Origin of the sequence: Streptomyces sp. NRRL F-5727 (assembly GCF_000719555.1) — a bacterium.
Lineage (GTDB): Bacteria > Actinomycetota > Actinomycetes > Streptomycetales > Streptomycetaceae > Streptomyces.
Genome location: NZ_JOGX01000027.1, coordinates 41095 through 63309, shown reverse-complemented (window position 1 = coordinate 63309; position 22215 = coordinate 41095). Strand labels below are relative to the sequence as shown.

The following is a 22215-nucleotide window of genomic DNA, read 5'->3' as shown; positions in this document are numbered from 1 at the left end:
CCGACCTGACGGCAGGCGGCCGCGGACCCCGTCCCGGCCCGACCTGACAACAGGGAGCCGCAGACCCGGTCCCGGCCCGACCTGACAACAGGGAGCCGCAGACCCGGTCCCGGCCCGACCTGACAACAGGGAGCCGCAGCCCCCGTCCCGGCGCGACCTGACAGATCCGGCCCGAGTGACCTTTCTCATGGGTCCGGGACCCGCCCGCGACCGCTCCGGGCACAACTACCTCCCCTTCCGCGGCATATGCCAAAGAAGAGCCGGCCGCTCACGGAGTGATCGCCATTCCGCTGCGCGCCGGACTGCCGCTATGGTCCCGGACGGGCGGGCCGCCACCCGGCGCCCGGCGCACCCTCGGGGGAGGGAAGGAAACCCGGACCGATGCCCGTATCCGTACCGCGCCAGAGAATCGTCTCTGCTGCGGGGCAAGGCGACACCACCGCCATGGACGCCACCGCCATGGAAGCCACCGCTGTGACAGACACAGGAACCGGCACAGGCACAGGAACCGACCGCGACCGCACCGACCTCACCCTCCTGGTCGTCGAGGACGACCCGGCGGGTGCCCTCGCCGTACCCGAACTGCTCGACGCCGCCGGCGCGAGCGGCACCCGGGTCCGCATCCGCACCGCCCGCAACCTCACCGAGGCCGAGCGGCTGCTCACCGACGACGTGCACTGCGTGCTCGTCGACCTCTCGCTGCCCGTGCCGCGGGGCTCCGGCGACGGGGACCCGCTCGCCCCGCTGCGGCACATCCTGCGCCTCGCGCCCCGGCACGCCGTCCTCGCCCTGGCCCCCTCCGCCGACGCGGAGCTGGCCGCCGAGGCGGTACGGGTCGGGGCCCAGGACCACCTCTTCCGCGAGGAGCTGGACGGCCGGCTGCTGAGCCGCGCCATCCGGTACGCGGTCGAGCGCAAGCGCAACGACGCCGCCAAGGTGAAGCTCGCCGAGTCCCGGCTGCGCGCCCAGGAGAACGCCAGGCTCGAGCGCGGCCTGCTGCCCACCCCGCTCCTGGAGGGCTCCGACCTGCGCTTCGCGGCCAGCTACCGGCCCGGCCGGTCCCGCGCGCTGCTCGGCGGCGACTTCTACGACGTCGTCCGCACCCCGGACGGCACCGTCCACGCCATGATCGGCGACGTCTGCGGCCACGGCCCGGACGAGGCCGCGCTCGGCGTCGAGCTGCGGATCGCCTGGCGCGCGCTGACCTTCGCCGGGCTCTGCGGGGACGAGCTGCTCTCCACCCTCCAGCAGGTCCTGGAACACGAGCGGGAGAGCGAGGAGATCTTCGCGACCCTCTGCACGGTCGACATCGCGCCCGACGGGCGCCGGGCCGGGCTCTGCCTGGCCGGGCACCCGGCCCCGCTGGTCGCCCACCGGGGCGGCACCGCGCGGCTCCTGCCGTACGAGGACGGCGGCCCGGCCCTGGGCCTGCTGCCGCGCGCCCGCTGGCCGCGCCGGCAGGTCGAGCTGGGTGGGGCGTGGAGCCTGCTCCTCTACACCGACGGCCTGATCGAGGGCCGGACGGCGGGCCCCGGCTCGGCGCGGCTCGGGCAGGACGGCATGGTCGAGATGATCAACCGGCAGCTGGCCGGCGGCCTGCGCGGCGAGGCGCTCCTGGAGGCGGCGATGGCCGAGGCCCGGACGCTGAACGGCGGCGAGCTGACGGACGACGTGGCGCTGCTGGCCCTGGAACGGGACAGGGCCCGGGGATGATCTCCCCGGGCCCCGCCCGATCCGTGCCGTGCGTGTCCTGCGTGCCGTGCGTGTCCTGCGTGCCGTGCTTGCCGTGCGTGTCCTGCGTGGGTTCTACCGGCCGCCGTTGTACGGGCCGTACGGCCCGTCGCTGCTGGAGCCGCCGCGCCGGCCGCCGCCGCCACCGCCCATGACCTGCTTGAGCGCGGGCCGCACGTCCACCATGAAGACGATGGCGGCGATGAGGCCCGCGATCAGCAGGAAGAGGAAGCCGGGGAGGAACAGGTTCAGGGCGAGGTTGACCCCGAGCAGGATCAGCCAGAACTTCTTGGTCTGCTTGTCCGCGGCCCGGTAGGCGTCCTCCCGGACCAGCGCCGCGATCACGAACGAGGCGACGGCGAAGCCGGTGAAGACCAGGAACATCAGCAGGTTGAGGGTGTTGTCGAACCGGTCCATCAGCATGCTGAACACCGCCTAGTGGGTCATGGGGTACGTACGCCTCGCGGTCAAGGTACCCGTTTCAACGCTCCGGTCCCCAGGAATCGTGCCCGGGTCCGCTATTCGGCCTCGCCGGCCGGGACGGCGGCCTCGTCCGCCGGCTTGGCGGCGGACTTCTTCGCGGCGGCCTTGCGGGCGGCGGGCTTGCGGGCGGGGGCCTTCGCGGCCTCCGGCCCGGCGGCCTCCTGCGCGGGCACCCCGGCGACGGGCTCCGCCACCGGCTCGCGCTCGGACGCGGGCTCGGACGCGGGCTCGGAAACGGGCTCGACCACGACCGTGATCTCGGTGGCCGGCTCGTCGGTCTCGCCGCGCCAGGCACGGACGGCCTCCTCGCCGTGGGCGGCGACCTCCTCGTACTTCTCGCGCGCCTTGACGGCGTACTCGACAGCCACGCCGACGCCCCGCAGGGCCAGGCCCTGGGCGGTCTCGCCGAGCTTCTTGAGGTCGGTGTCGAGGCCGCCGACGACCTCGGCGACCTCCGCCACCGTCGCCTGCACCTTCTCCTGGACCTTCTCCTGCACGACCTTGGGGTCGGTGTTCCGGACGGCCTCGAACCGGCCGGGCGCCTCGGCGGCGAGCTGCTCGATGAGTCCGGGCACCTTGCGGGCCTGCCGGACGGCGAGGTCGGCGGTGCCGGCGGCGAAGTAGAGGGGGGTACGCAGTTCGTCGATGATGGCCATGCTGGTGGTCCTCCTACTGGCTGGAAGCTTCCGGCTCCGCTGCGGCAGCGGCCTCCGCGGCGTTCTCCTTGCGGAAGGAGTCGTAGATCTGGAGCAGCACCTGCTTCTGCCGCTCGCTGATCGAGGGATCGGCCAGGATGACGGCGCGCGTCTCCAGCTCCTCCCGGTCCTTCTCGTCGAGGATCCCGGCCCGGACGTAGAGCGTCTCGGCCGAGATCCGCAGCGCCTTGGCGACCTGCTGGAGCACCTCGGCGCTGGGTTTGCGCAGGCCGCGCTCGATCTGGCTGAGGTACGGGTTCGAGACCCCGGCGGCGTCGGCGAGCTGCCGCAGCGAGAGCTGCGCGGTGCGCCGCTGCTCGCGCAGGTACTCCCCGAGACTGCCGAGATTGCCGACGTTGAGCGATGCCATGCTCCGTACCCTGCCATCGCCTGCTAACTATTGCAAGCAGATGCTTGCAACAGTGCTCGCGTGTCCCGGGGCGTCACCGGTACGGTGAGGGCGTGACCAGCCGCATACCGCTCGACGACCTCCGGCGCCTGCGCAAGGCGCGGGACCAGATGGACCGGGACTACGCGCAGCCGCTCGACGTGACGGCGCTGGCGCAGACGGCGCTGATGTCGACCGGGCACTTCGCGCGGAGCTTCCGGAGCGCCTTCGGGGAGACCCCGTACAGCTATCTCATGACCCGGCGGATCGAGCGCGCCAAAGCGCTGCTGCGGCGCGGCGACCTGTCGGTGACCGACGTCTGCATGGAGGTGGGGTGTACGTCGCTGGGGTCGTTCAGCTCGCGCTTCACCCAGTTGGTGGGCGAGACGCCGAGCGCCTACCGGGCCCGCGAGCACGGCGCCGACGCGGCGCTGCCCGCCTGTGTCGCCAAGGTGGTCTCGCGACCGGTCAGGAACGGAGAAGCGCGGGCCGGCGACGCTCCCTAGCGTGGAGCCCATGGACATCAACCTCTCCCAGACCTTCATCACCGTCGACGACCACGAGAAGGCGCTCGGCTTCTACCGCGACGCGCTCGGCCTGGAGGTCCGCAAGGACGTGGGCTACCAGGGCATGCGCTGGGTGACCGTGGGCTCGCCCGCGCAGCCGGACGTGGCGGTGGTGCTCGAGTCGCCGCTCGCCGACCCGAGCGCCTCCGAGACCGACCGCCAGGCGGTCGTCGACCTCATGCGCAAGGGGCTGCTGCGCGCGGCGATCTTCACCACGGACGACGTCGACGCGGCCTTCGAGCGGATCAACGCCTCGGGCGCCGAGGTGCTCCGCGAGCCGGTGGACCAGCCGTACGGCGTCCGCGAGTGCGCCTTCCTCGACCCGGCGGGCAACCAGATCGTGTTCCAGCAGCCGCTCTCCTGACCCTCCAGTGATCGCCGGACCCCCTTCGCGCCGGGCGCGGAGGGGGTCCGGCGTCCCCGGATCGTCTGGTTCGCGATAATCCGCGACGGATCGATCCTCGCTATCCTGGCAGGCATGACCGCCATGAGCCCCCGCCGCAGCGAGCCCGACCTCTCCTACCTCCTCGACCACACCAGTCACGTCCTGCGCACCCGCATGGCGGCGGCACTCGGGGAGATCGGGCTCACCGCCCGCATGCACTGCGTCCTCGTCCACGCCCTGGAGGAGGAGCGGACCCAGGCGCAGCTGGCCGAGATCGGCGACATGGACAAGACGACGATGGTCGTCACCGTGGACGCCCTGGAGAAGGCCGGACTCGCCGAGCGGCAGCCGTCCAGCACGGACCGGCGGGCGCGGATCATCGCCGTCACCGAGGCGGGCGCCCGGGTCGCCGAGGAGAGCCGGCGGATCGTGGACGGCGTCCACGCGGACGCCCTCGGCTCGCTCCCGGAGGAGGAGCGGGAGGTGCTGGTCCGCGCGCTGGGGCGGCTGGCCGACGGGCACCTGAAGGCACCCGTCGAGGGAGCGGGGACGACCGCCGCCCCCCGCAGGGCGCGCCAGAAGGGCTGACCTCGGGAGTCCGGCCGCCGGAGTCCCGTCGCCTGAGTCCCGTCACCGGAGCCCCGTCACCGGAGCGCCGTCGCCGAAATCCCCTCACGGGGCCCCACATCAAGTTCCGTAAAAAATAGTCTGCAACAAAACCATCTGCTAGCGTCTCTCCTGTCGCCTCCACGGACAGGAGAGATCCTCATGCGTGCCCCAGCCCGCTCCCTCGCGCTCACCGTGCTCGCCAGCGCCATGCTCATGACCGTCCTCGACGGCAGCATCGTCACCGTCGCCATGCCCGCGATCCAGGCCGACCTCGGCTTCACCCCGGCGGGGCTGAGCTGGGTCGTCAACGCCTATCTGATCGCCTTCGGCTCCCTCCTCCTGCTCGCCGGGCGCCTCGGCGACCTGGTCGGACGCAGGCGGATGTTCCTCGCCGGCACCACCGTCTTCACCGGAGCCTCCGTGCTGGCCGCCGTCGCGGCCTCCCCCGGCGTCCTGATCGCCGCCCGCTTCCTCCAGGGCGCCGGCAGCGCGATGTCCTCCGCCGTCAGCCTCGGCATCCTCGTCACGCTCTTCACCGAACCCCGCGAACGCGCCCGCGCCATCGCCGTGTTCAGCTTCACCGGCGCCGCCGGCGCCTCCCTCGGCCAGGTCCTCGGCGGGCTCCTCACCGACGCCCTCTCCTGGAACTGGATCTTCTTCGTCAACCTGCCCATCGGCGCCGCCGCGATCGCCCTGGCCGCCCGCGCCCTCCCCGCCGACCGGGGCCTCGGCCTCCGCGCCGGAGCCGACGCCCTCGGCGCGCTCCTGGTCACCGCGGGCCTGATGACCGGCATCTACGCGGTGGTGCGGATCGAGGAGTACGGCGCCGGCTCCGCCCACACCCTCGGCCTCGGCGCGCTCGCCCTCGCCCTGCTCACCGGCTTCCTGCTCCGCCAGCGCCGGGCCGTGACCCCGCTGATGCCGCTGCGAATCCTCCGCAACCGCTCGGTCGCCGGCGCCAACCTGGTCCAGCTGCTGATGGTCGCCGCCCTGTTCTCCTTCCAGGTCCTGGTCGCCCTCTACCTCCAGAAGGTCCAGGGGTACGGCGCCACCGCCACCGGCCTCGCCATGCTGCCCGCTGCCCTGGTCATCGGCGCCGTCTCGCTCGGCGCCGCGGCCCGGCTCATCACCCGCTTCGGCGAGCGCGCGGTCCTGCTCACCGGCATCACCCTGCTGATCGGCGTGCTGGGCCTGCTGACCCGGCTCCCCGTGCACGCCTCGTACGCCACCGACCTGCTCCCGGTGATGCTGCTCGCCGCCGGCTTCGGCCTGGCGCTGCCGGCCCTCACCGCGCTCGGCATGTCGGGCGCCGACGAGGCCGACGCCGGCCTGGCCTCCGGGCTCTTCAACACCACCCAGCAGATCGGCATGGCGCTCGGCGTCGCCGCCCTCACCACTCTGGCCGCCGCCCGCACCGAGGCCCTCGACGCGGCCGGCCGGACCGCCGCCGAGGCCCTGACCGGCGGCTACCGGCTCGCCTTCGGTGTCGGTACGGGGCTGCTGATCGCCGCCCTCGCGGTCGCGGCGACCCTGCTCCGCACCCGGGCGGCGGCCCCGAAGCCCGAGGTGGTCATCGCCGCCTGACCGTACCCGCCCGCACCCCTCAGGCGTCGTGGCCCTCCACCAGGGCCGCGACGCCGTCCAGGATCCGGGCGAGACCGAAGCGGAACTCGTCGTCGGGGCCGTCCGCCTGGTCCAGCACCCCCGACTCGATCACCTGCGCCACCCGCGGGAACACCGCCGGGTCGACCAGCCGGCGCAGGGTCCGGCTGTACTGGCCCATCGCCTCCTGCGGCGCGGCACCGGACGCCTCCACCGCCTCGGCCAGCTCCGCCATCATCAGCGCGTCGCTCTTCACGAAGCCGGCCACCAGCAGCGTCACCGAGATCCTGGCGCCCTCGTCGAGGCCGGTGCCGTCCAGCGCGAGCAGCGCCTTCTCCCACCAGGCGACCGCGTGCGGCGTCGCGGGCGGGCCGGAGACCGGCACCCGCAGCAGCCACAGATGACGCAGATAGACCTCGCGCATCGCCCAGGCCCAGCGCTCCAGCCGCTCCCGCCAGGGCACCTCCGGGCCGAACAGCTCGGGCGGCGCGCCCGTCGCGGCCTCCTGCATCAGGACGTACAGCTCCTGCTTGGCGGAGACGTACCGGTACAGGGACATCGTCGAGACGCCGAGCTCCTTGGCGACCCGCCCCATCGAGACGGCGGCGAGCCCCTCCGCCGAGGCGAGCCGCACCGCCGCGGCGACGACCCGGTCCTGGCTCAGCCCCGGCTTCGGCCCCTTGGTGGGGCGCTCGCGCAGTCCCCAGGCGGCCTCGACGGACGGCGGCAGAAACGTCCCGCCGTCCTCCCCGGGCACCGTCCGGTCGTTCTCGCCCGCCATCCGCGCCGCCTCCTGAGCTCGCTCGCTTGACGCCCATCCTAGTAATGCGTAACCCTTACACAGTAACGCGTAGGGCATACGCAGTACGCCGCGAGCGCGGCAGAAGAAGGGGACACCCATGCCTCCCGCCATCGAGACCACCGGCCTGACCAAGACCTACGGCACCGTCCGCGTCCTCGACGCCCTCGACCTCCGCGTCGAGGCAGGCACCGTCTTCGCCCTCCTCGGGCCCAACGGCGCCGGCAAGACCACCACCGTCCGCATCCTCGCCACCCTCACCACCCCCGACGGCGGGCACGCGCGCGTGGCGGGCCACGACGTCGTCACCGAGCGCCGCGCCGTCCGCCGCGCGATCAGCCTCACCGGCCAGTACGCCGCCGTCGACGAGACCCTCACCGGCGCCGAGAACCTCCGCCTCACCGCCCGGCTCTCCGGCCTCTCCCGCCGGGCCGCCGCCCGCCGCGCCGACGAACTCCTCGACCGCTTCCGGCTCACCGACGCCCGCGACCGGCAGACGAAGACGTACTCCGGAGGCATGCGCCGCCGCCTCGACCTCGCCGCCGGGCTCGTCCGCGACCCCGGCACCACCCGGGTCGTCTTCCTCGACGAACCCACCACCGGCCTCGACCCCCGCAGCCGCAACGAGCTCTGGGACGTCGTCCGCGAGCTGTCCGCCCACGGCACCACCGTCTTCCTCACCACCCAGTACCTGGAGGAGGCCGACCGGCTCGCCCACCGCATCGCCGTCCTCGGCGCCGGCCGCACCCTCGCCGAAGGCACCGCGGCCGAACTGAAGAACCGTTACGCGGGCCACCGCCTCGACCTCGTCGCCCGCGACCGCGACGCCTACCTCCGGCTCACCCCGCACGCCACCGTCCACACCCCCGAGAGCCTCACCGTCGGCGTCCCCACCGACGGCAGCGCCGCCCACGTCCGCGCCCTGCTCGACGCACTCGACCCGCACCGCACCGACATCGAGCGCTTCACCCTGCACAGCGCGACCCTCGACGACGTCTTCCTCCACCTCACCGGCAGCACGAAGGAGCCGAGCCATGTCTGACCCGACCGCCGGACCGCTCGCCACCACCACCGCCCTCGCCGGACGCGGCATCCTGCTCAGCCGGCGCAACCTCGACGCCGTCATCACCTCGCTGATGATGCCGGTGGTCCTGATGCTGGTCTTCGTCTACTTCTTCGGCGGAGCCATCGACACCGGCCACGACCGGTACGTCAGCTACGTCGTCCCCGGCGTCCTCGTCCTGTGCGCCGGCTTCGGCGCCGCCGGCACCGCCGTGTCCGTCAGCGACGACATGCGGCGCGGCACCGTCGACCGGCTCCGCACCCTCGACGTCGGCGCCGTCCCCTTCCTCACCGGACACGTCGTCGCCACCGTCGCCCGCAACCTCCTGGCCACCGCGCTCGTCCTCGGCGTCGCCGCCCTCATCGGCTTCCGCCCCGCCGCCACCCCCGCCGGCTGGCTCGCCGCGATCGCCCTGCTCCTCGCCTACATCACCGTCGTCTCCTGGGTGTCGGCCGCCGCCGGCCTCCTCGCCCGCACCCCCGAAGCGGCCAACGCCTTCACCTTCTTCGTGATGTTCCTGCCCTACCCGAGCAGCGCCTTCGTCCCCATCGACACCATGCCGGACTGGCTGCACGGCTTCGCCGAGCACCAGCCCGTCACCCCGCTCATCGAGTCCATGCGCGGCCTCCTCCTCGACCAGCCGGTCGGCGACGCACCCTGGACCGCCCTCGCCTGGTTCGGCGCCCTCCTGCTCCTGGCCGTCGGCGCCTCCGGCGCCCTGTTCCGGCTGCGGACCCGCTAGCGCTAGAAGACGTCCGGGGAGAACGGCCGCAGCGGGGTGCGGAACAGCAGGTCCGCCCGGGCCGCCGCGCCCGGCACCGCCTCCTCGACCAGCCCCAGCAGCGCCAGCCGCACCGCCGACTCGTCACCGAGGACCAGCCGGGCCAGCTCGGCCACGTCGAGGACGAGATCGGCCGAGGCGGAGGTGCGGGTGCAGCGCGCGCCCTTCGGGGAGGCGTCGAGGAGATACCGCCCGCCGGCGTAGCCGTCGCCGTCCCGCACGTCGAGGACCAGACCGTCCGTCACCGGATACGTCCGCTCCTCCAGGACCCGCACCACGTCGAGGACCCGCAGCCACAGCATGTCCGCGTGGGACACCGTCCGGGCGGCCCGCGGATCCGGCAGCAGCAGCGGCAGCGGGTCGTCCGGCGGACGGTGACCCGACCGCACGGTCATCACCCAGTCCACCGAGCAGACGAACCGCCACAGCGCGTGCTCGGCCGCCGGCGTCGCCGCGACCAGGTCCCGCACGGTCAGCGTGTTCTCCGGCTGCTTGGCGTCCCCCCACTTGTCGTCGCAGCGGTACGACACGTACCCCTCGGGCTCGCCCGAGGCCGCGCGGTAGACCGCGTAGTACGGCTCCGTCCAGGGCTCCAGCTGGTGTCCCCCGCCGGTGCCCACGTCCCAGTTGCGCGCCGAGCGGTCCGTGACGCCGGCCCGGACGCCCGCCAGCCGCCGGTGCAGCTCCGGCCCGATCCGCCGGATCTCCGCCCCGTCCGTGAGATCGATCCGGCCACCGTCCTCCGGGCGTCCGCTGCGGCGCGGGTCGAGCCCGGCCCGGCGCAGGTCCACGCTCCACTCGGTGGTCCAGCTCGCCGGACCGAAGCCGTACCGGCCGTAGATCGGGTACTCGGCGGCGATCAGGGTCGCCACCGCGTCACCCCGCTCCCGGGCCGCGTCGAGGTCCGTCGCCATCAGCCGGCTCAGCAGCCCGCGCCGCCGGTGCGTCGGCGCCACCGTCACCTGCGTGACCGCGTCCGCCGTGAGGCTGCCGCCGCCGACCGTGCTCAGCTCCTGCCGGAAGGAGCGGAAGGTGGCGACCACCCGGCCGCCCTCCAGGGCGGCGTGGGTCCGGTCGAGATCGACATGGGCCAGCCGGTCGGCCACCAGCCCGTCGGACACCACGGGCTCGTGCAGGAACCCCGTCCGCAACGCCCGCAGCCAGTCGGGGAACTCGGACTCCGTCACCGTACGCAGTTCGACAGCCATCCCCCGACCCTACGCACGCCCCACCGCCGCCCGCGCGGCAATTACGGGCCGCCCGGGACCGGCCCGTCAGGCCAGCAGGTCGTCGACCTGGGCCTCGCCCTCGCGGTAGCGGCGGGCGATCTCCGCACCGCAGTCGTCGGCGGTCCGCTGGAGCGCCTGCCGGCGCTGCGAGATCTGCTGCTCGTAACCGGCGAGCCGGCCCATCGCGGTGTGCAGCTCCTCGTCCGTCCGCGCCGTCAGGTCCGACAGCTCGACCTCCGACAGCATCTCGGCCGCGAGCCGCCGGTACTCCTCGCCGCGCGGCGTGGACAGCGTCACGTGCCGGGCCGAGCTGCGGTGCCGGGACGGCACGTCCGCGAGGATCTCGGAGAGCCGGTCGAGGACCGGCGCCTCCGGATCCGTCCGGCGCGCCAGCTCGGCCCGCAGGATGTCGATCCGGCCCTGGAGCATCCGCCGCACATAGCTGAGATCGGCCTCGTCGCTCTGCGCGTCCCGGCGCAGCGCCCGCAGCTCGGACAGGCGCAGCCCGCCGAGTTCGTACCCCGGGCGGCCGGCCTGCGGCTCGGCGGTCCGCTGCGCGGGCGGCCGCGCGACCGGCCCGCCGGGCACCGCGCCGGCGGAGCGGATCAGCGGTACGGGGCCGGACGGCGTCGGCCCGGAGCTGGATGCACTCATGAGAATCGTCCCCTCGACCGGTGCGGAGCCGCACCGCCTCCTGGCATGGTGCCACTCCCGCACGCGCGCGTGCAGGCGCTCTGCACCCGTTCGGCCCCCAGAAATCCCCGATCGGTAGGTTGGGGCGCATGCGAGCTGTGGTGCAGAGGGTGGACGGCGCGAAGGTCGTCGTCGCAGGGGAGACGGTCGGCGAGATCACCGGCGAGGGGCTGTGCGTCCTGGTGGGGGTCACCCACGACGACACCCCCGAGAAGGCCGCCCAATTGGCGAGAAAACTCTGGTCCGTCCGGGTGCTGGAGGACGAGAGGTCCTGCTCCGACGTGGACGCCCCGCTCCTGGTGATCTCCCAGTTCACGCTCTACGGCGACGCCCGCAAGGGCCGCCGCCCCACCTGGAACGCCGCCGCCCCCGGCCCCGTCGCCGAACCCCTCGTCGAGGAGGTCGTCGCGCAGCTGCGGAAGCTCGGCGCCCACGTGGAGACGGGCCGCTTCGGGGCGGACATGCGCGTCAGCCTCACGAACCACGGCCCGTTCACGGTCATCGTCGAGGTCTGACGACGGCTACGGCTCGACGACGGTCTCCTGCGCGGCGGCCGTCGTCCCCGCCACCAGCGGCGCGTCCACCGGCACGTTCCGCTTCACCAGGGCCAGGGCGATCGGCCCCAGCTCGTGGTGGCGCACGGCCGTGGTCACGAAGCCGAGCTGACGCCCGTCCGGACCGTCGGCCGCGAGCCGCAGCGGCGTACCGTGCCCCGGCAGGGTCACCTCGCTGCCGTCCAGGTGCAGGAAGACCAGCCGGCGCGGCGGCTTCCCCAGGTTCTGCACCCGGGCGACCGTCTCCTGGCCCCGGTAGCAGCCCTTCTGCAGGTGCACGGCCGTGCCGATGAGCCCGATCTCGTGCGGGATGGTCCGGTGGTCGGTCTCGAAACCGAGCCGCGGCCGGTGCCCCTCCACGCGCAGCGCCTCGTACGCGAGGATCCCGGCGGCCGGCCCGTGCGCGGCGGCGAAGGACTCCAGCCCGGCGCGCGGCAAGAAGAGGTCCCGCCCGTGCGCCGTCTCCCGTACGACGACGCCCTCGGGCGCCTCCGCCGTGGACCCGGCCGGCAGGTGCACGACGGCGAACTCGTCCGTCCGGTCGGCGACCTCGACCCGGTAGAAGAACTTCATCGACTCCAGGTAGGCGATCAGCGCGCCCTGCGTGCCCGGCTCCACGTGCGCCCAGACCGTCTCGCCGTCGTCGACGAGCGACAGGGCGTGCTCGATGTGCCCGTTCGCGGAGAGGATCAGCGCCTCGGTGGCCTGCCCGGCCGGCAGCTCGCTCACGTGCTGGGTGAGCAGCAGGTGCAGCCAGCTCAGCCGGTCGTCGCCGCTGACGGTGACGACACCGCGGTGCGAGAGGTCGACGAACCCCGCCCCGTCGGCGAGGGCGCGCTGCTCGCGGAACAGATCGCCGTAGTGGGCGGCGACGCCTTCGTCGCGGCCTTCGGCCGGTACGGCGCCCGGCAGGGACAGCAGGGAGCTCTTCATGGGAAAAGCCTACGACTCCGCGGCGGCGGCCTTCCGCGAGCACCCGGCACACAGCCCGAAGATCGCGAAGTGCTTCATGTCGGTCTCGAAGCCGAAGGTCTCCCGGAGCTTCCCGGTGAACTCGGCGGCCACCTCGACGTCCGCCTCGATCACCTCCGAGCAGTCCCGGCACACCAGGTGCAGATGGTGGTGCCGGTCCGCGAGGTGATAGGTCGGGGCCCCGTGCCCCAGATGCGCGTGACTGACCAGCCCGAGCTCCTCCAGGAGCTCCAGGGTCCGGTACACGGTGGAGATGTTCACCCCGGAGGCGGTCCTGCGCACCTCGACGAGGATGTCGTCGGGCGTGGCGTGCTCCAGCGCGTCCACCGCCTCCAGCACAAGCTGCCGCTGCGGCGTCAGCCGGTAACCACGCTGCCGCAGGTCGCTCTTCCAGTCGGTGCTCACCACGCCCCCCAGTGTAGGAGGGCGCGGCGCGTCACCGGTGGTCCTACTTGAAGAAGGCGATGCCGTCGTCCGGCATGTCCGGAAGGTTGCGCGCCATCTCGGCGACCTCTTCCGGGGTGACGACCTTCTTCAGGTGGGCCGACATGTAGGGGCGGAGCGGGACCTCGGGGGTCGCCTTCTCGCCGACCCACATGAGGTCGCTCTTCACGTAGCCGTAGAGCCGCTTGCCGCCCGTGTACGGGCCGGAGGCGGCGGTACGGGCCACGGCGTCGGTGGCCAGGTCGATCTGCGGCTTCTGGTCGGCGAGCTCGCCGTACCAGACCTCGACGACGCCGTCGTCGCGGACCATCACGACCTCGACCTTGCGGTCCTTGTCGATCCGCCAGAAGCCGCTCTCGCTCTCCAGCGGGCGGACCTTGTTGCCGTCCTGGTCGAGGACCCAGGAGTGCGAGTGGTACTCCAGGAAGTCCCGGCCGTCGTGGCTGAAGGTCACGGACTGGCCGAAGTTGCACTTCTCGGCGCCCGGGAAGTCGGAGACGCCGGCGCCCTCCCACGTCCCGAGGAGGAACGCGAGCGGGACGAGGTCCGGGTTGAGGTCGGACGGGATCTGGATCATGAGCGACTCAGACGATCTGTGAAGGGGGATCGGTGAACGAGGACGGACCGGACGGTCAGCGCTGGCCCTGGTACAGCTTCTTCACGGCCAGACCGGTGAAGGCGAGCACGCCGACGGCGACCAGGACCAGCAGGGTCTCGAAGAAAACGATCACAGGGTGCTCCTCGGCTGAGCGGTGAAGGCGGAACGGGCCGGACCCCAGCTTAGTGGGCGGGGGCCCGGCCCACGCGGTGAGGTGGGTCTCTGCGGGACCGTCAGCCGAGCAGCTGCGCCTGCAGGGTCACGGTCTGCCGGAACGGGACCTCGGCGGCCCCGCCCTTCCGGGTCTGGGTGACGACCGCGAGGCTGTCGCCGGCCTGGATGTAGGCGACCCGGGTCTGCTCGGGGCCGTACGGCTGCTCCTCGCGGTAGGCGGAGATCCGCACGTCCGGCACCTCGATGTCCCCCGGGAAGTCGTCCGGCTGCACCAGCTCCACCCCGGTCGGCAGCGTCTTCACGCCGTGGGTGGAGTAGCCGCCGCGGATCACCTCGTCCTCGAACTGCTGGGCGTACGCCACCGAGGCGAAGCGCAGCACGTGGACGCTGCTGCGGGTGCCGTCCGGCATCGTCCAGCCCCGTGCGGCGATGTGCCGCAGGGCGGAGTCGGCGAGCGCCTGCCGCATCTCGCCGCGGAACTCCTCGCCGTACAGCCCGAGGTACGCCTCCGTGGAGACGAAGCCGCCGGTCAGCCGGGTGTCGGGGGTCGCCCCCGCGGGCTCGGGCAGCAGCAGCCGCCGGATGTCGGCGTAGTGGATCTCGGCGTCGTTCGAGCCGGTGAAGGGGCGCGGGCGGTCGACCGGCAGGGCCGGCAGCGAGAGCGCCGGGTACTCCCAGCGGCCGTCGCTCTCGGTGGCGAGACCGGGCACCTCGTTCCGGTCGAGGGAGATGATCCCCAGGGCCGTGCCCGTGCCGACGCCGCCGAGGACCGCGACCGCCGCCGTCCAGCGGGCGACCGCCCACAGCACCCGCCGCCGCCGGGAGGGCCCGGCGGGCGGCTGCCCGGCGGCCGCGTCCGGTATCGGGGCGAGTGTCGTGTCGGGTGTCGGGTCCGGTGCCGGGTCAGGGGCCGCCGCCGAGGGTGTCGGGTCCGGGGCCGCCGCCGCGGGTGCCGGGTCCGGCGCCACCACCGGTGTCGGGTCCGACGGCTCCGCGCGCTCGTCCGTGAGCTGCCCTGTCATACGTACTCCCCCGGGGATGCGATGTGCTTGAGCTGGGACGCGACGAGCTTGGCCACGTCCTTGTCGAAGCCGGGCGCGGTCGCGTACGCCATGACGGAGACCAGCACCTCGCCGTCGTACGCGGTGCAGGACAGGCCGAGCAGCTGCGCGTCCAGGTACTCCTCGTCGCCCTCGGTGAGCTTCGGCAGGTGGTAGCAGGAGGCCGTGCGCTCGTACCCCTTGATCCGCGGGCCCGGGCGCAGCTCGGCGTAGTCCGCGAACTCCCGCTCCCGCTCGAAGAAGGAGCGGATCAGCTTCTTCTGCTTCATGCGCATGACGGAGACCTCGACCTGGACGTCGCCGTCGTAGCCGGCGTACGTGCGCATGGCCAGGCCCTGGAGGCCGAGCTTGTCGACCTCCTTCTCCCAGGCCCGGCGCTTCTTGCCGTAGAGGCCCTTGCCGGCCTGCTTGAGGAGGGCCTCGGCCTCCTCGGCGCCCACCTCGGCGTCGTTGCCGTACCCCTCGACGTCCGAGCCCAGCCGGTAGCCGAACGGCGTGGGCAGGAGGAGCCTGCTCAGCGGGGTGGAGGCGCGCCCCCGGTCGACGTCCTCGGCCGGGTCGTCGGATGCGACGCGCGGCGTCGGCTCCGCCCAGGCGACGGTCGGGGCCGTGCGGTCGGCGCGGTCGACGGTGACGGCGGTGTAGGCGACGCCGCCGCCGACGGTGCCGAGCACGGCCAGGCCCACCAGCGCGTTCCGCAGGATCCGGCGCCCGCGGCGCCGGCCGGCGGGGCGCTCCGCGCCGTCGGCGACGGCGCCGGCCTCGACGGTCCGGTTCGCGTCCGCCGCGTCGTTCGGACGGTCGTCCGCCGTGTCGTTCGTCGTGTCGTTCGTCGTGTCGTTCGTCGTGTCGTTCACAGGCGCCCCAGCTGCCGCTCGGCCAGAGAACGGATGTCCTTCTTGGCGATCTTGCGTGTGTCGAAGATGGCGACGGCGACGGCGATGTCACCGCGCTGGACGTAGGCCCGCGCCTCGTAGAGGTCCAGGTAGCCCGCCTCCCGGTGCACGGGGTAGACGTAGGTACGGCCGTTGGTCGAGCCCTTCACGGCGTCGCCGTCGTAGCCGGCTTCGTCGTCGCGGGCCGCGAAGTCCTGCTGGTCCTCGACGAACGCCAGGGCGCCGATCTCCGAGCCCGGCCGGAACTGGACCAGCTCCACGGTGACGACCCGGTCGCCCGTCTCCCAGGAGCGGGCCGCGACGCGCCGGATGCCCTGCTCCAGCTGGAACTGGAGGGCCGAGCCGGGGAGCCCGTAGTCCTGCGCGTACTCGTACAGCGGCACCCAGCCGTCCCAGTCACGGGCCTTCGCCCCCTCCGGCCGCGGCAGCAGCAGCTTCCGCAGGTCGCCCTGGGCCTTCGCCTGTCGGTCCTGGGAGGCCGCGAGCGGCGCCGGCTCCTGATCCTTCGGCAGGGACTTCGCCGGGTAGACCAGGCCGGGCTGGTTCAGCGGCGCCAGGGCGACCGGCTCGCGCTGCGCCTGTACGCCGTAGCCGACGGCCGTGCCGCCGACGAGGCCGATGACGGCGGCGACGGCGATGAGCGCGATCGTCCGGCCGGTCCGGCGGCGGCGCGGAGCCGACCGGGCGGACGGTTCCACGCCGGGGTCCGGCGTGGGCGCCGGGGTGTTCTGAGCGGGTTCGACCGCTTCCGTGGCTTCCAAGACAGTCCCCCCACGAGACTAGAAGGGCGGATTCCGATATCCGCGCACCCACCTGACCCGTGAGGGGTGCATGAAGTTGCAGCCCCTCGCATTACAGTTCGGTATATGGCCAAGAAGCTCGTGATCAAGGTGACCGCCGGGGCCGACGCCCCCGAACGCTGCTCCCAGGCATTCACCGTGGCGGCCGTCGCCGTCGCGAGCGGTGTCGAGGTGTCGCTCTGGCTGACCGGCGAGTCCTCCTGGTTCGCCCTCCCCGGCAGGGCGGCCGAGTTCGAGCTGCCGCACGCGGCGCCGCTGCCGGACCTCGTCGACTCGATCCTGGCGGCCGGCCGGATCACCCTGTGCACGCAGTGCGCGGCCCGCCGCGAGATCACCGAGAAGGACGTCCTGGACGGCGTCCGCATCGCCGGTGCCCAGGTCTTCGTCCAGGAGGCCCTGGCCGACGACACCCAGGCCCTCGTCTACTGATCCCGCCGCCGGTTCGGGTACGGATCCCGGCCTGAACTCCCCCTGAACTCCCCCTGGACTCCTCCCGGCGGATCGCCCACCATGGCGCACACGTGCGTGCGCAGGCGGTTCCGGGCGAGGCGGGGGAGGCCACGGTGGAGCGGAACGGCACAGGACGGCCCGACGACGAGCGGCCGTGGGACCGCGCCCGGGCGGGCGGCGGGCCCGCGCAGCCGCCCGACCTCCCCCCGTACCCCCCGGGCGGCGTGCCGATGCCCCCGCCGGTACGCGGTCTCCGCACACTGCTGATGGTGCTGGCCGGCCTGCAGGCCCTGCTCGCCGTCTGGGTGCTCACCCACAGCGCCGAGATCGCGGCGCGGATGTGGGAGGACGACGCGCCGGAGCTCCACTCGGGCACGGTCGAGTTCTACGGCGTCCTGTTCATGGCGGTGGCCGGCTGGGGCGTGGCCACCGCGGTCAGGTTCCCCACCCGACTGCCGGGCGTACGGATCTCGGCCCTCGCCTACGGCTGGGTGTCGCTGCCGTTCGGGTATCTGGTGTTCGGCGTGTCGATCTTCGCGATCGCCTGGACCGGCCTGACGATCCTGGCCCTGGTCCGCCCCAACCAGCCGGAGTCCCGCGCCTGGTTTCGCTGACGCCCCGCCGCCGCTACTCCCGGCGCTTCTTCCCGTCGAGCTCGTCCCACCACTCGTCGGACTGCCGGTCGCCGGACGGGTCGTCCCACCACCGGTCCTCGGGCCCCCGCCGGTTCGCCACCATCGCGGCGACCGGCGGGATGACCATGGCGACGACGCACATCCCGATGGCGACGGGCATCGAGAACAGCCGCACGACGGCCCAGGCGCCCACGAAAAGCACCAGGCAGGCACCCATCATCCAGAAGTAGACGCGCCGACGCCGTGCGTACACACCTTCAGCGTACGACCGCACCCCGGACCCGGAAAGAAGCCGAAGGACCGTGCCTCAAGTCGGTCCTGGTGATGGCGTCCAACCGTCCCTGGTCACCGGGATGAATGCGCTCCCGGCGGGCTGCCCCGAACGGTCCTGGGCAGCCTGGACCGCTGTCCGCGTCCGTCGGCGGGGCGCATCCCGTGCGCCGTCCTCCGGACGGTCGGCGGTCCTCTGCGCGCGGAGGAAACCGGGTCCACTGTCGTGCGCGGCCGGGCGATGGCTCTCCGTACCAGCCTGGCGGCGCGCCTCGGCGCGCGACCGCCCGACCTCTTCCGTCTTCCCGCGGGGTACGGACTTCTCTGCCCTGCGCCGCGCGCCCAGCCCCTGGCCGCGCCTCCCGATCACGACGGCCGAAGCCTCGTGCCGGGACGTCTTCACTCGTGTCGTACTCGTACTCCGCTGCCAGTGCTGCGCACCCCACCGGCTCGTGTACGCGGGATCCACCACGATCACCGCCAGCCCGGCCCTGTGGGCCATGGCCACCAGCCGGGAAACGAAACGCGCAGTGGGCGTGCCGGCCACCAACGACCGGAGTCGCCGCCCCGCCCGCCCTGCCCACCCGCGCCGCTCCCGGCCGGTGTCGAACCCGAGGTCCTCGACGACCAGGGCCGTCACGCCGACCCTCCTGGCCGCCCCGATGAGTTCGCTGCAGACCCGTCTCACCTGCGCGTCACGCCGGGACGCCGGCCCTCGGTCATCAGCGTCGATCCGGACAGGTCGCCCCACCGGGTTCCCGTGCGCGTCCAGCCGCCAGACGGCGAGATGGTCCACGTTCTGGTCGATTCCCAGCACCCCGCCGGCCAGCGCCGACGCCATCAGCGGCTCATCGTTCGGGCCCCTCGGCGGTCCGGCTTCCACCGGCGTGAACGAGGCGGCCAGATAACAGCGGCCGCCGTCGAACCGGACGGTGTAACCGACCGCCCGGTGCGCCTCGACCTGAGCCCGCCACTCTTCGGCCCGGTAGGCGAAGCGACAGCGGGCGTCCAGGGTGTAGCGGCCGAAGCGGTCACAGTGCTCCCGGTGCCTCTCGGCAAGCGACGGAGGAAGCTTCACCACGACGACGCCGTCCGGTCCCACCCTCAGAGACTGGTTCCCGTACGTCTTCCCGGCCTCGCCGTCCGCCTCGATCCGGTTCCGCGCCTGCCACCAGCGGTCGTGCCATTGCTCCAGCGTCCACCCCGACCGGTCCAGATGGAGACGGCTGTGCAGCAGATCCCTGCCCCCGCGCACGACGTGGACCCGCCCTGCCGCAGCGTCCGCCGCGACCCGGGACACGCGCGCCCGAAGGACCTGAAGCCGCTGCTGCTTGGCCGCGCGCACGCGCCGCGTCGGGTAGCCCTTGGCTCGAGTGGCTTCGTCGCGCCTGCCGACAGGCGCGACGAGCCGCCTTTCGATCGCTTCGATCTCGGCGGCGAGTTGCGTGAGGTGGGCCGCCTGCGCCCTTCGGGCCAGCTGCCATTGCTCGTTCGAACGACGGGTGATCGTGCCCGCCCACCGGGAGGAGGTGAGGGCCGTCAGCTCGCGCTTGCGGCGGGCGAAGTCGGCGGCGGTGTGGCGGGCGCCCAAGGCCACCCGCTCAGCCAGGTCGCGGGCGGCGAGCCGGGAAAGGTACTGCGCCAGCTCACGAAGGATCACGGCGTCACGGTCCGACAGCCGCAGCCGGGTCCGCACGGTCAGCGCACCGGTCGGGACGACCACACGCGGCGGAGCGAGCACCCGCAGGCCGGACGCCGAACGCTCGGCCATGCCCTCACCCCCGATCACCCGCTCGTCGAACATCTCAACGAGCCGGGCGCACGAAGGTCACACGGTCGATCGAATCATCGGACCGGGAACGGCACGAAGGGCCGCACAGGGCGTCCAACCCCCAGAAATGTGCGGCCCTTCGGCCAGTGGGCGAGGCTTCCCGCCGCACCGGCTCCGACGGACGGAGGCCGGCGCAGCGGCGCGAAGCCCGGGAGGCGCCCCTGGCGCCGAGCGGTGCGAGGGGCGCGTGAGGGACTAGACGGCGATGGCGACGTCCGTCAGGCTGCCCGTCTCGGTGACGACGACCTTGCGGTCGGCCTGGGCGCCGGGGACGAGGGCGCGGAGGGTCCACTCGCCGGTGGCCGCGTAGAAGCGGAACTGGCCGGTGGCGGAGGTGGGGACCTCGGCCGTGAACTCGCCGGAGGAGTCCAGGAGGCGGACGTAACCGGTGACGGGCTCGCCGTCCTTGGTCACCTGGCCCTGGATGGCCGTCTCGCCGGGCTTGAGCGTGCTGACGTCGGGGCCGCCGATCGGTGCTCCACACATGTTCTTGGGTCCTGTCCTGTCGCGAAGGGGAGGCTGTTACTTGTTGGCGCCGAGCTCGATCGGCACGCCCACGAGGGAGCCGTACTCGGTCCACGAGCCGTCGTAGTTCTTGACGTTCGGGACCTCGAGGAGCTCGTGCAGGACGAACCAGGTCAGCGCGGAGCGCTCACCGATGCGGCAGTAGGCGACGGTGTCCTTCGCCAGGTCGACCTGCTCGGCCTCGTAGAGGGCCTTGAGGTCTTCGTCGGACTTGAAGGTGCCGTCGTCGTTGGCGTTCTTCGACCACGGGATGTTGCGGGCGGTCGGGACGTGGCCCGGGCGCTGCGACTGCTCCTGCGGGAGGTGGGCCGGGGCGAGCAGCTTGCCGGAGAACTCGTCGGGCGACCGGACGTCGACCAGGTTCTGGGTGCCGATCGCGGCCACGACGTCGTCGCGGAAGGCGCGGATGGAGACGTCCTGGGCCTGGGCCTTGTACTGGGTGGCCGGGCGGTTCGGGACCTCGGAGCCGTCGACCAGGTCGCGGGAGTCGAGCTCCCACTTCTTGCGGCCGCCGTCGAGGAGCTTGACGTCCTGGTGGCCGTAGAGCTTGAAGTACCAGTAGGCGTACGAGGCGAACCAGTTGTTGTTGCCGCCGTAGAGGACGACCGTGGTGTCGTTGCCGATGCCCTTGGCCGAGAGGAGCTTCTCGAAGCCCTCCTGGTCGATGAAGTCACGGCGGACCGGGTCCTGGAGGTCCTTCGTCCAGTCGATCCGGATGGCGTTGCGGATGTGGTTCTTGTCGTAGGCGGCGGTGTCCTCGTCGACCTCGACGATCGCGACGGCCGGGTTGTCGAGGTTGGCCTCGACCCAGTCGGCGTCGACCAGTACGTCGCTGCGAGCCATGCTGTTTCTCCTCCGGGGCAGTGTGCGGCGGTGTGGTGCGGGGGTGGTGCTGCATGTGCGGGTGCGCGTCGGGGCGAGGCGCCCGACGGCGTCGTGCTGCGCGGTGCGGCCCCGACCTCGGGGGTCGGCGGGCCTGCGGAATACGGGCGCGGAGCGCGTCCCGCTCAGACGGAGCGACAGAGCATGGCGGCGATGCGGCACAGGTCTACTGCCCGCCGCTTCGTGAGTTCCGCCTGTCGCTTCATGCCGTCGATCGTAGGGACGGACAGGCGACCGTGTCACCGGCGTGTCGCATGATGAGACGCGATCATCCGGATCGTGAGACCTGAGAGGGGTCGGAGACGACTCCGGAGCCCCCTGGGCAGGCCGTCCGAGCCCGCGTTTCTGCGGACCGGACGCGGTCGTCTCAGTATGTGAAAGCGGGGTCGGTTCAGCCCGCGATGGCGACGTCTTGGCCGGTCACGGTGACCGCCAGGCCCTCGGGGCGCGGCTCGACCTTGGAGACCCGCATGCCGGCGACGCGGCCGAGCGGGCGCTCGAAGTCGGTGCGCTCGCGGATCATGTCCTCCAGGAGGGGGATGCCCTCGCCGGGCACCTCGTCGGCGCGGACCTTGATGGTGTCGCCGCCGACCAGGCTGACCGAGGAGACGACCGTACGGGTCACCTTGCGGCCCAGGACCGCGACGCTGCCCGTCACCTTCACCTTGCCGGGGCCGCCGTACTCCATGGCGGTCGCGCGCTCCGAGGCGGCGACCAGGTCCGCGTACGAGATGAGCGCCGTCCCGGTCGCCGAGCCGGCCCGGACGCCGGTCCAGTCGCCGGTCACGACCACGTCCCGCAGGTCGACGGTGAGCTCGCCGATCCGGACGGGCTTGCCGCCGGCCTGGGTGTGGACGCCGCGGGCGACCACCTCGACCTCGCCGAAGCGCTTGTCGGCGGCCTGGGTGAGGAAGGGGAAGCCCTTGATGTCCACCTCGACGGACTCGGTACGACCGCCGGCGAGCGAGGCCCGCCCGGCGACCTCCGACTCCGCCCAGGCGGCGGCCAGCCGGTCGCCGCCGACCAGGATCCCGCCCAGCACGACAGCCACGACCAGCAGGATCCGCAGTGCTCGCATGGCTGACTTTCCCCCATTGCC

The 22215-nt window shown here is 72.9% G+C and carries 27 protein-coding genes; 10 read left to right on the top strand and 17 right to left on the bottom strand.

The window, feature by feature from the left end:
- Positions 1 to 381: 381 nt before the first annotated feature.
- A complete protein-coding gene (locus IF73_RS0119635; RefSeq protein ID WP_078868150.1) occupies positions 382 to 1713 on the top strand; it encodes a PP2C family protein-serine/threonine phosphatase in 1332 nt (443 codons plus the stop codon).
- Positions 1714 to 1806: 93 nt separating this feature from the next.
- Here the strand turns inward: IF73_RS0119635 and IF73_RS0119630 are convergent, their stop codons facing one another.
- From IF73_RS0119630 to IF73_RS0119620, 3 genes are all read right to left on the bottom strand, one after another.
- A complete protein-coding gene (locus tag IF73_RS0119630; RefSeq protein WP_031009757.1) occupies positions 1807 to 2154 on the bottom strand; it encodes a DUF2516 family protein in 348 nt (115 codons plus the stop codon).
- A gap of 95 nt (positions 2155 to 2249) precedes the next feature.
- Positions 2250 to 2870, bottom strand: a complete 621-nt coding sequence (locus IF73_RS0119625; RefSeq protein WP_031009755.1) for a hypothetical protein — start codon at positions 2868 to 2870, stop codon at positions 2250 to 2252.
- A 13-nt stretch (positions 2871 to 2883) separates the two neighbouring features.
- Positions 2884 to 3279, bottom strand: coding sequence for a helix-turn-helix domain-containing protein (locus IF73_RS0119620; protein WP_031009753.1), 396 nt, complete (start codon positions 3277 to 3279; stop codon positions 2884 to 2886).
- Positions 3280 to 3383: 104 nt separating this feature from the next.
- Between IF73_RS0119620 and IF73_RS0119615 the strand changes: the two genes are divergently transcribed.
- The 4 genes from IF73_RS0119615 (at position 3384) to IF73_RS0119600 (ending at position 6441) form a co-directional block, all read left to right on the top strand.
- The gene (locus IF73_RS0119615; RefSeq protein WP_031009752.1) at positions 3384 to 3803 is read left to right on the top strand and encodes a helix-turn-helix transcriptional regulator; all 420 of its coding nucleotides are present in this window, start codon (positions 3384 to 3386) and stop codon (positions 3801 to 3803) included.
- A gap of 10 nt (positions 3804 to 3813) precedes the next feature.
- Positions 3814 to 4227 carry a VOC family protein gene (locus tag IF73_RS0119610; RefSeq protein WP_031009750.1) on the top strand — a complete coding sequence of 138 codons (414 nt, stop codon included), beginning with the start codon at positions 3814 to 3816 and terminating at the stop codon, positions 4225 to 4227.
- A gap of 114 nt (positions 4228 to 4341) precedes the next feature.
- Positions 4342 to 4836 (top strand): MarR family winged helix-turn-helix transcriptional regulator, encoded by a 495-nt coding sequence (locus IF73_RS0119605; protein WP_031009748.1) that lies wholly within the window; start codon positions 4342 to 4344, stop codon positions 4834 to 4836.
- 180 nt (positions 4837 to 5016) lie between these two features.
- Positions 5017 to 6441, top strand: coding sequence for an MFS transporter (locus IF73_RS0119600; protein WP_031009745.1), 1425 nt, complete (start codon positions 5017 to 5019; stop codon positions 6439 to 6441).
- Positions 6442 to 6460: 19 nt separating this feature from the next.
- Here IF73_RS0119600 and IF73_RS0119595 read toward each other — a convergent pair whose 3' ends face one another.
- A complete protein-coding gene (locus IF73_RS0119595) occupies positions 6461 to 7240 on the bottom strand; it encodes a TetR/AcrR family transcriptional regulator (RefSeq protein ID WP_031009743.1) in 780 nt (259 codons plus the stop codon).
- 118 nt (positions 7241 to 7358) lie between these two features.
- Between IF73_RS0119595 and IF73_RS0119590 the strand changes: the two genes are divergently transcribed.
- Together IF73_RS0119590 and IF73_RS0119585 are read left to right on the top strand one after the other, a co-directional pair.
- Positions 7359 to 8300, top strand: a complete 942-nt coding sequence (locus IF73_RS0119590) for a daunorubicin resistance protein DrrA family ABC transporter ATP-binding protein (protein WP_031009741.1) — start codon at positions 7359 to 7361, stop codon at positions 8298 to 8300.
- Entirely contained in the window at positions 8293 to 9063 is a 771-nt protein-coding gene (locus IF73_RS0119585; RefSeq protein ID WP_031009739.1) for an ABC transporter permease, read from the top strand. The genes IF73_RS0119590 and IF73_RS0119585 overlap by 8 nt, the downstream gene beginning before the upstream one ends.
- A 2-nt stretch (positions 9064 to 9065) precedes the next feature.
- Here the strand turns inward: IF73_RS0119585 and IF73_RS0119580 are convergent, their stop codons facing one another.
- Together IF73_RS0119580 and IF73_RS0119575 are read right to left on the bottom strand one after the other, a co-directional pair.
- Entirely contained in the window at positions 9066 to 10310 is a 1245-nt protein-coding gene (locus IF73_RS0119580) for a GNAT family N-acetyltransferase (RefSeq protein WP_031009737.1), read from the bottom strand.
- A 66-nt stretch (positions 10311 to 10376) separates the two neighbouring features.
- Positions 10377 to 10985 (bottom strand): hypothetical protein, encoded by a 609-nt coding sequence (locus IF73_RS0119575; protein ID WP_031009728.1) that lies wholly within the window; start codon positions 10983 to 10985, stop codon positions 10377 to 10379.
- Between the two features lie 128 nt (positions 10986 to 11113).
- Between IF73_RS0119575 and dtd the strand changes: the two genes are divergently transcribed.
- Positions 11114 to 11539, top strand: a complete 426-nt coding sequence (gene dtd, locus IF73_RS0119570) for a D-aminoacyl-tRNA deacylase (RefSeq protein ID WP_031009727.1) — start codon at positions 11114 to 11116, stop codon at positions 11537 to 11539.
- A gap of 6 nt (positions 11540 to 11545) precedes the next feature.
- Here the strand turns inward: dtd and IF73_RS0119565 are convergent, their stop codons facing one another.
- From IF73_RS0119565 to IF73_RS0119535, 6 genes are all read right to left on the bottom strand, one after another.
- The gene (locus IF73_RS0119565) at positions 11546 to 12511 is read right to left on the bottom strand and encodes a YgfZ/GcvT domain-containing protein (protein ID WP_031009725.1); all 966 of its coding nucleotides are present in this window, start codon (positions 12509 to 12511) and stop codon (positions 11546 to 11548) included.
- Positions 12512 to 12520: 9 nt separating this feature from the next.
- Positions 12521 to 12958, bottom strand: coding sequence for a Fur family transcriptional regulator (locus tag IF73_RS0119560; RefSeq protein WP_031009724.1), 438 nt, complete (start codon positions 12956 to 12958; stop codon positions 12521 to 12523).
- A gap of 40 nt (positions 12959 to 12998) precedes the next feature.
- Entirely contained in the window at positions 12999 to 13571 is a 573-nt protein-coding gene (locus IF73_RS0119555; RefSeq protein WP_030495536.1) for an FABP family protein, read from the bottom strand.
- Between the two features lie 254 nt (positions 13572 to 13825).
- Positions 13826 to 14788 (bottom strand): hypothetical protein, encoded by a 963-nt coding sequence (locus IF73_RS0119545; RefSeq protein WP_063833454.1) that lies wholly within the window; start codon positions 14786 to 14788, stop codon positions 13826 to 13828.
- Positions 14785 to 15684: a hypothetical protein gene (locus IF73_RS0119540; RefSeq protein ID WP_234338280.1), complete on the bottom strand. Its 900-nt coding sequence runs from the start codon at positions 15682 to 15684 to the stop codon at positions 14785 to 14787. Before IF73_RS0119540 ends, IF73_RS0119545 begins: the two co-directional genes overlap by 4 nt.
- Entirely contained in the window at positions 15681 to 16484 is an 804-nt protein-coding gene (locus IF73_RS0119535; protein WP_051717026.1) for a hypothetical protein, read from the bottom strand. The genes IF73_RS0119540 and IF73_RS0119535 overlap by 4 nt, the downstream gene beginning before the upstream one ends.
- 105 nt (positions 16485 to 16589) lie before the next feature.
- Here IF73_RS0119535 and IF73_RS0119530 point away from each other — a divergent pair, with 105 nt between their 5' ends.
- Complete coding sequence (locus tag IF73_RS0119530) at positions 16590 to 16952, top strand: DsrE family protein (protein ID WP_031009718.1); 363 nt, start codon at positions 16590 to 16592, stop codon at positions 16950 to 16952.
- Positions 16953 to 17044: 92 nt separating this feature from the next.
- Positions 17045 to 17587: a hypothetical protein gene (locus IF73_RS0119525; protein ID WP_158822056.1), complete on the top strand. Its 543-nt coding sequence runs from the start codon at positions 17045 to 17047 to the stop codon at positions 17585 to 17587.
- 13 nt (positions 17588 to 17600) lie between these two features.
- Here the strand turns inward: IF73_RS0119525 and IF73_RS0119520 are convergent, their stop codons facing one another.
- The 5 genes from IF73_RS0119520 to IF73_RS0119500 all read right to left on the bottom strand — a co-directional run bounded on the left by IF73_RS0119520 (position 17601) and on the right by IF73_RS0119500 (position 22194).
- Positions 17601 to 17861: a DUF3099 domain-containing protein gene (locus tag IF73_RS0119520; RefSeq protein ID WP_031009713.1), complete on the bottom strand. Its 261-nt coding sequence runs from the start codon at positions 17859 to 17861 to the stop codon at positions 17601 to 17603.
- A gap of 54 nt (positions 17862 to 17915) precedes the next feature.
- Entirely contained in the window at positions 17916 to 19682 is a 1767-nt protein-coding gene (locus IF73_RS0119515) for a hypothetical protein (protein WP_051717024.1), read from the bottom strand.
- Between the two features lie 222 nt (positions 19683 to 19904).
- Positions 19905 to 20195, bottom strand: a complete 291-nt coding sequence (locus tag IF73_RS0119510) for a DUF1416 domain-containing protein (RefSeq protein ID WP_031009709.1) — start codon at positions 20193 to 20195, stop codon at positions 19905 to 19907.
- Between the two features lie 36 nt (positions 20196 to 20231).
- Positions 20232 to 21077: a sulfurtransferase gene (locus IF73_RS0119505; RefSeq protein ID WP_031009707.1), complete on the bottom strand. Its 846-nt coding sequence runs from the start codon at positions 21075 to 21077 to the stop codon at positions 20232 to 20234.
- A gap of 430 nt (positions 21078 to 21507) precedes the next feature.
- A complete protein-coding gene (locus tag IF73_RS0119500) occupies positions 21508 to 22194 on the bottom strand; it encodes a DUF2993 domain-containing protein (RefSeq protein ID WP_031009704.1) in 687 nt (228 codons plus the stop codon).
- Positions 22195 to 22215 lie beyond the last annotated feature (21 nt).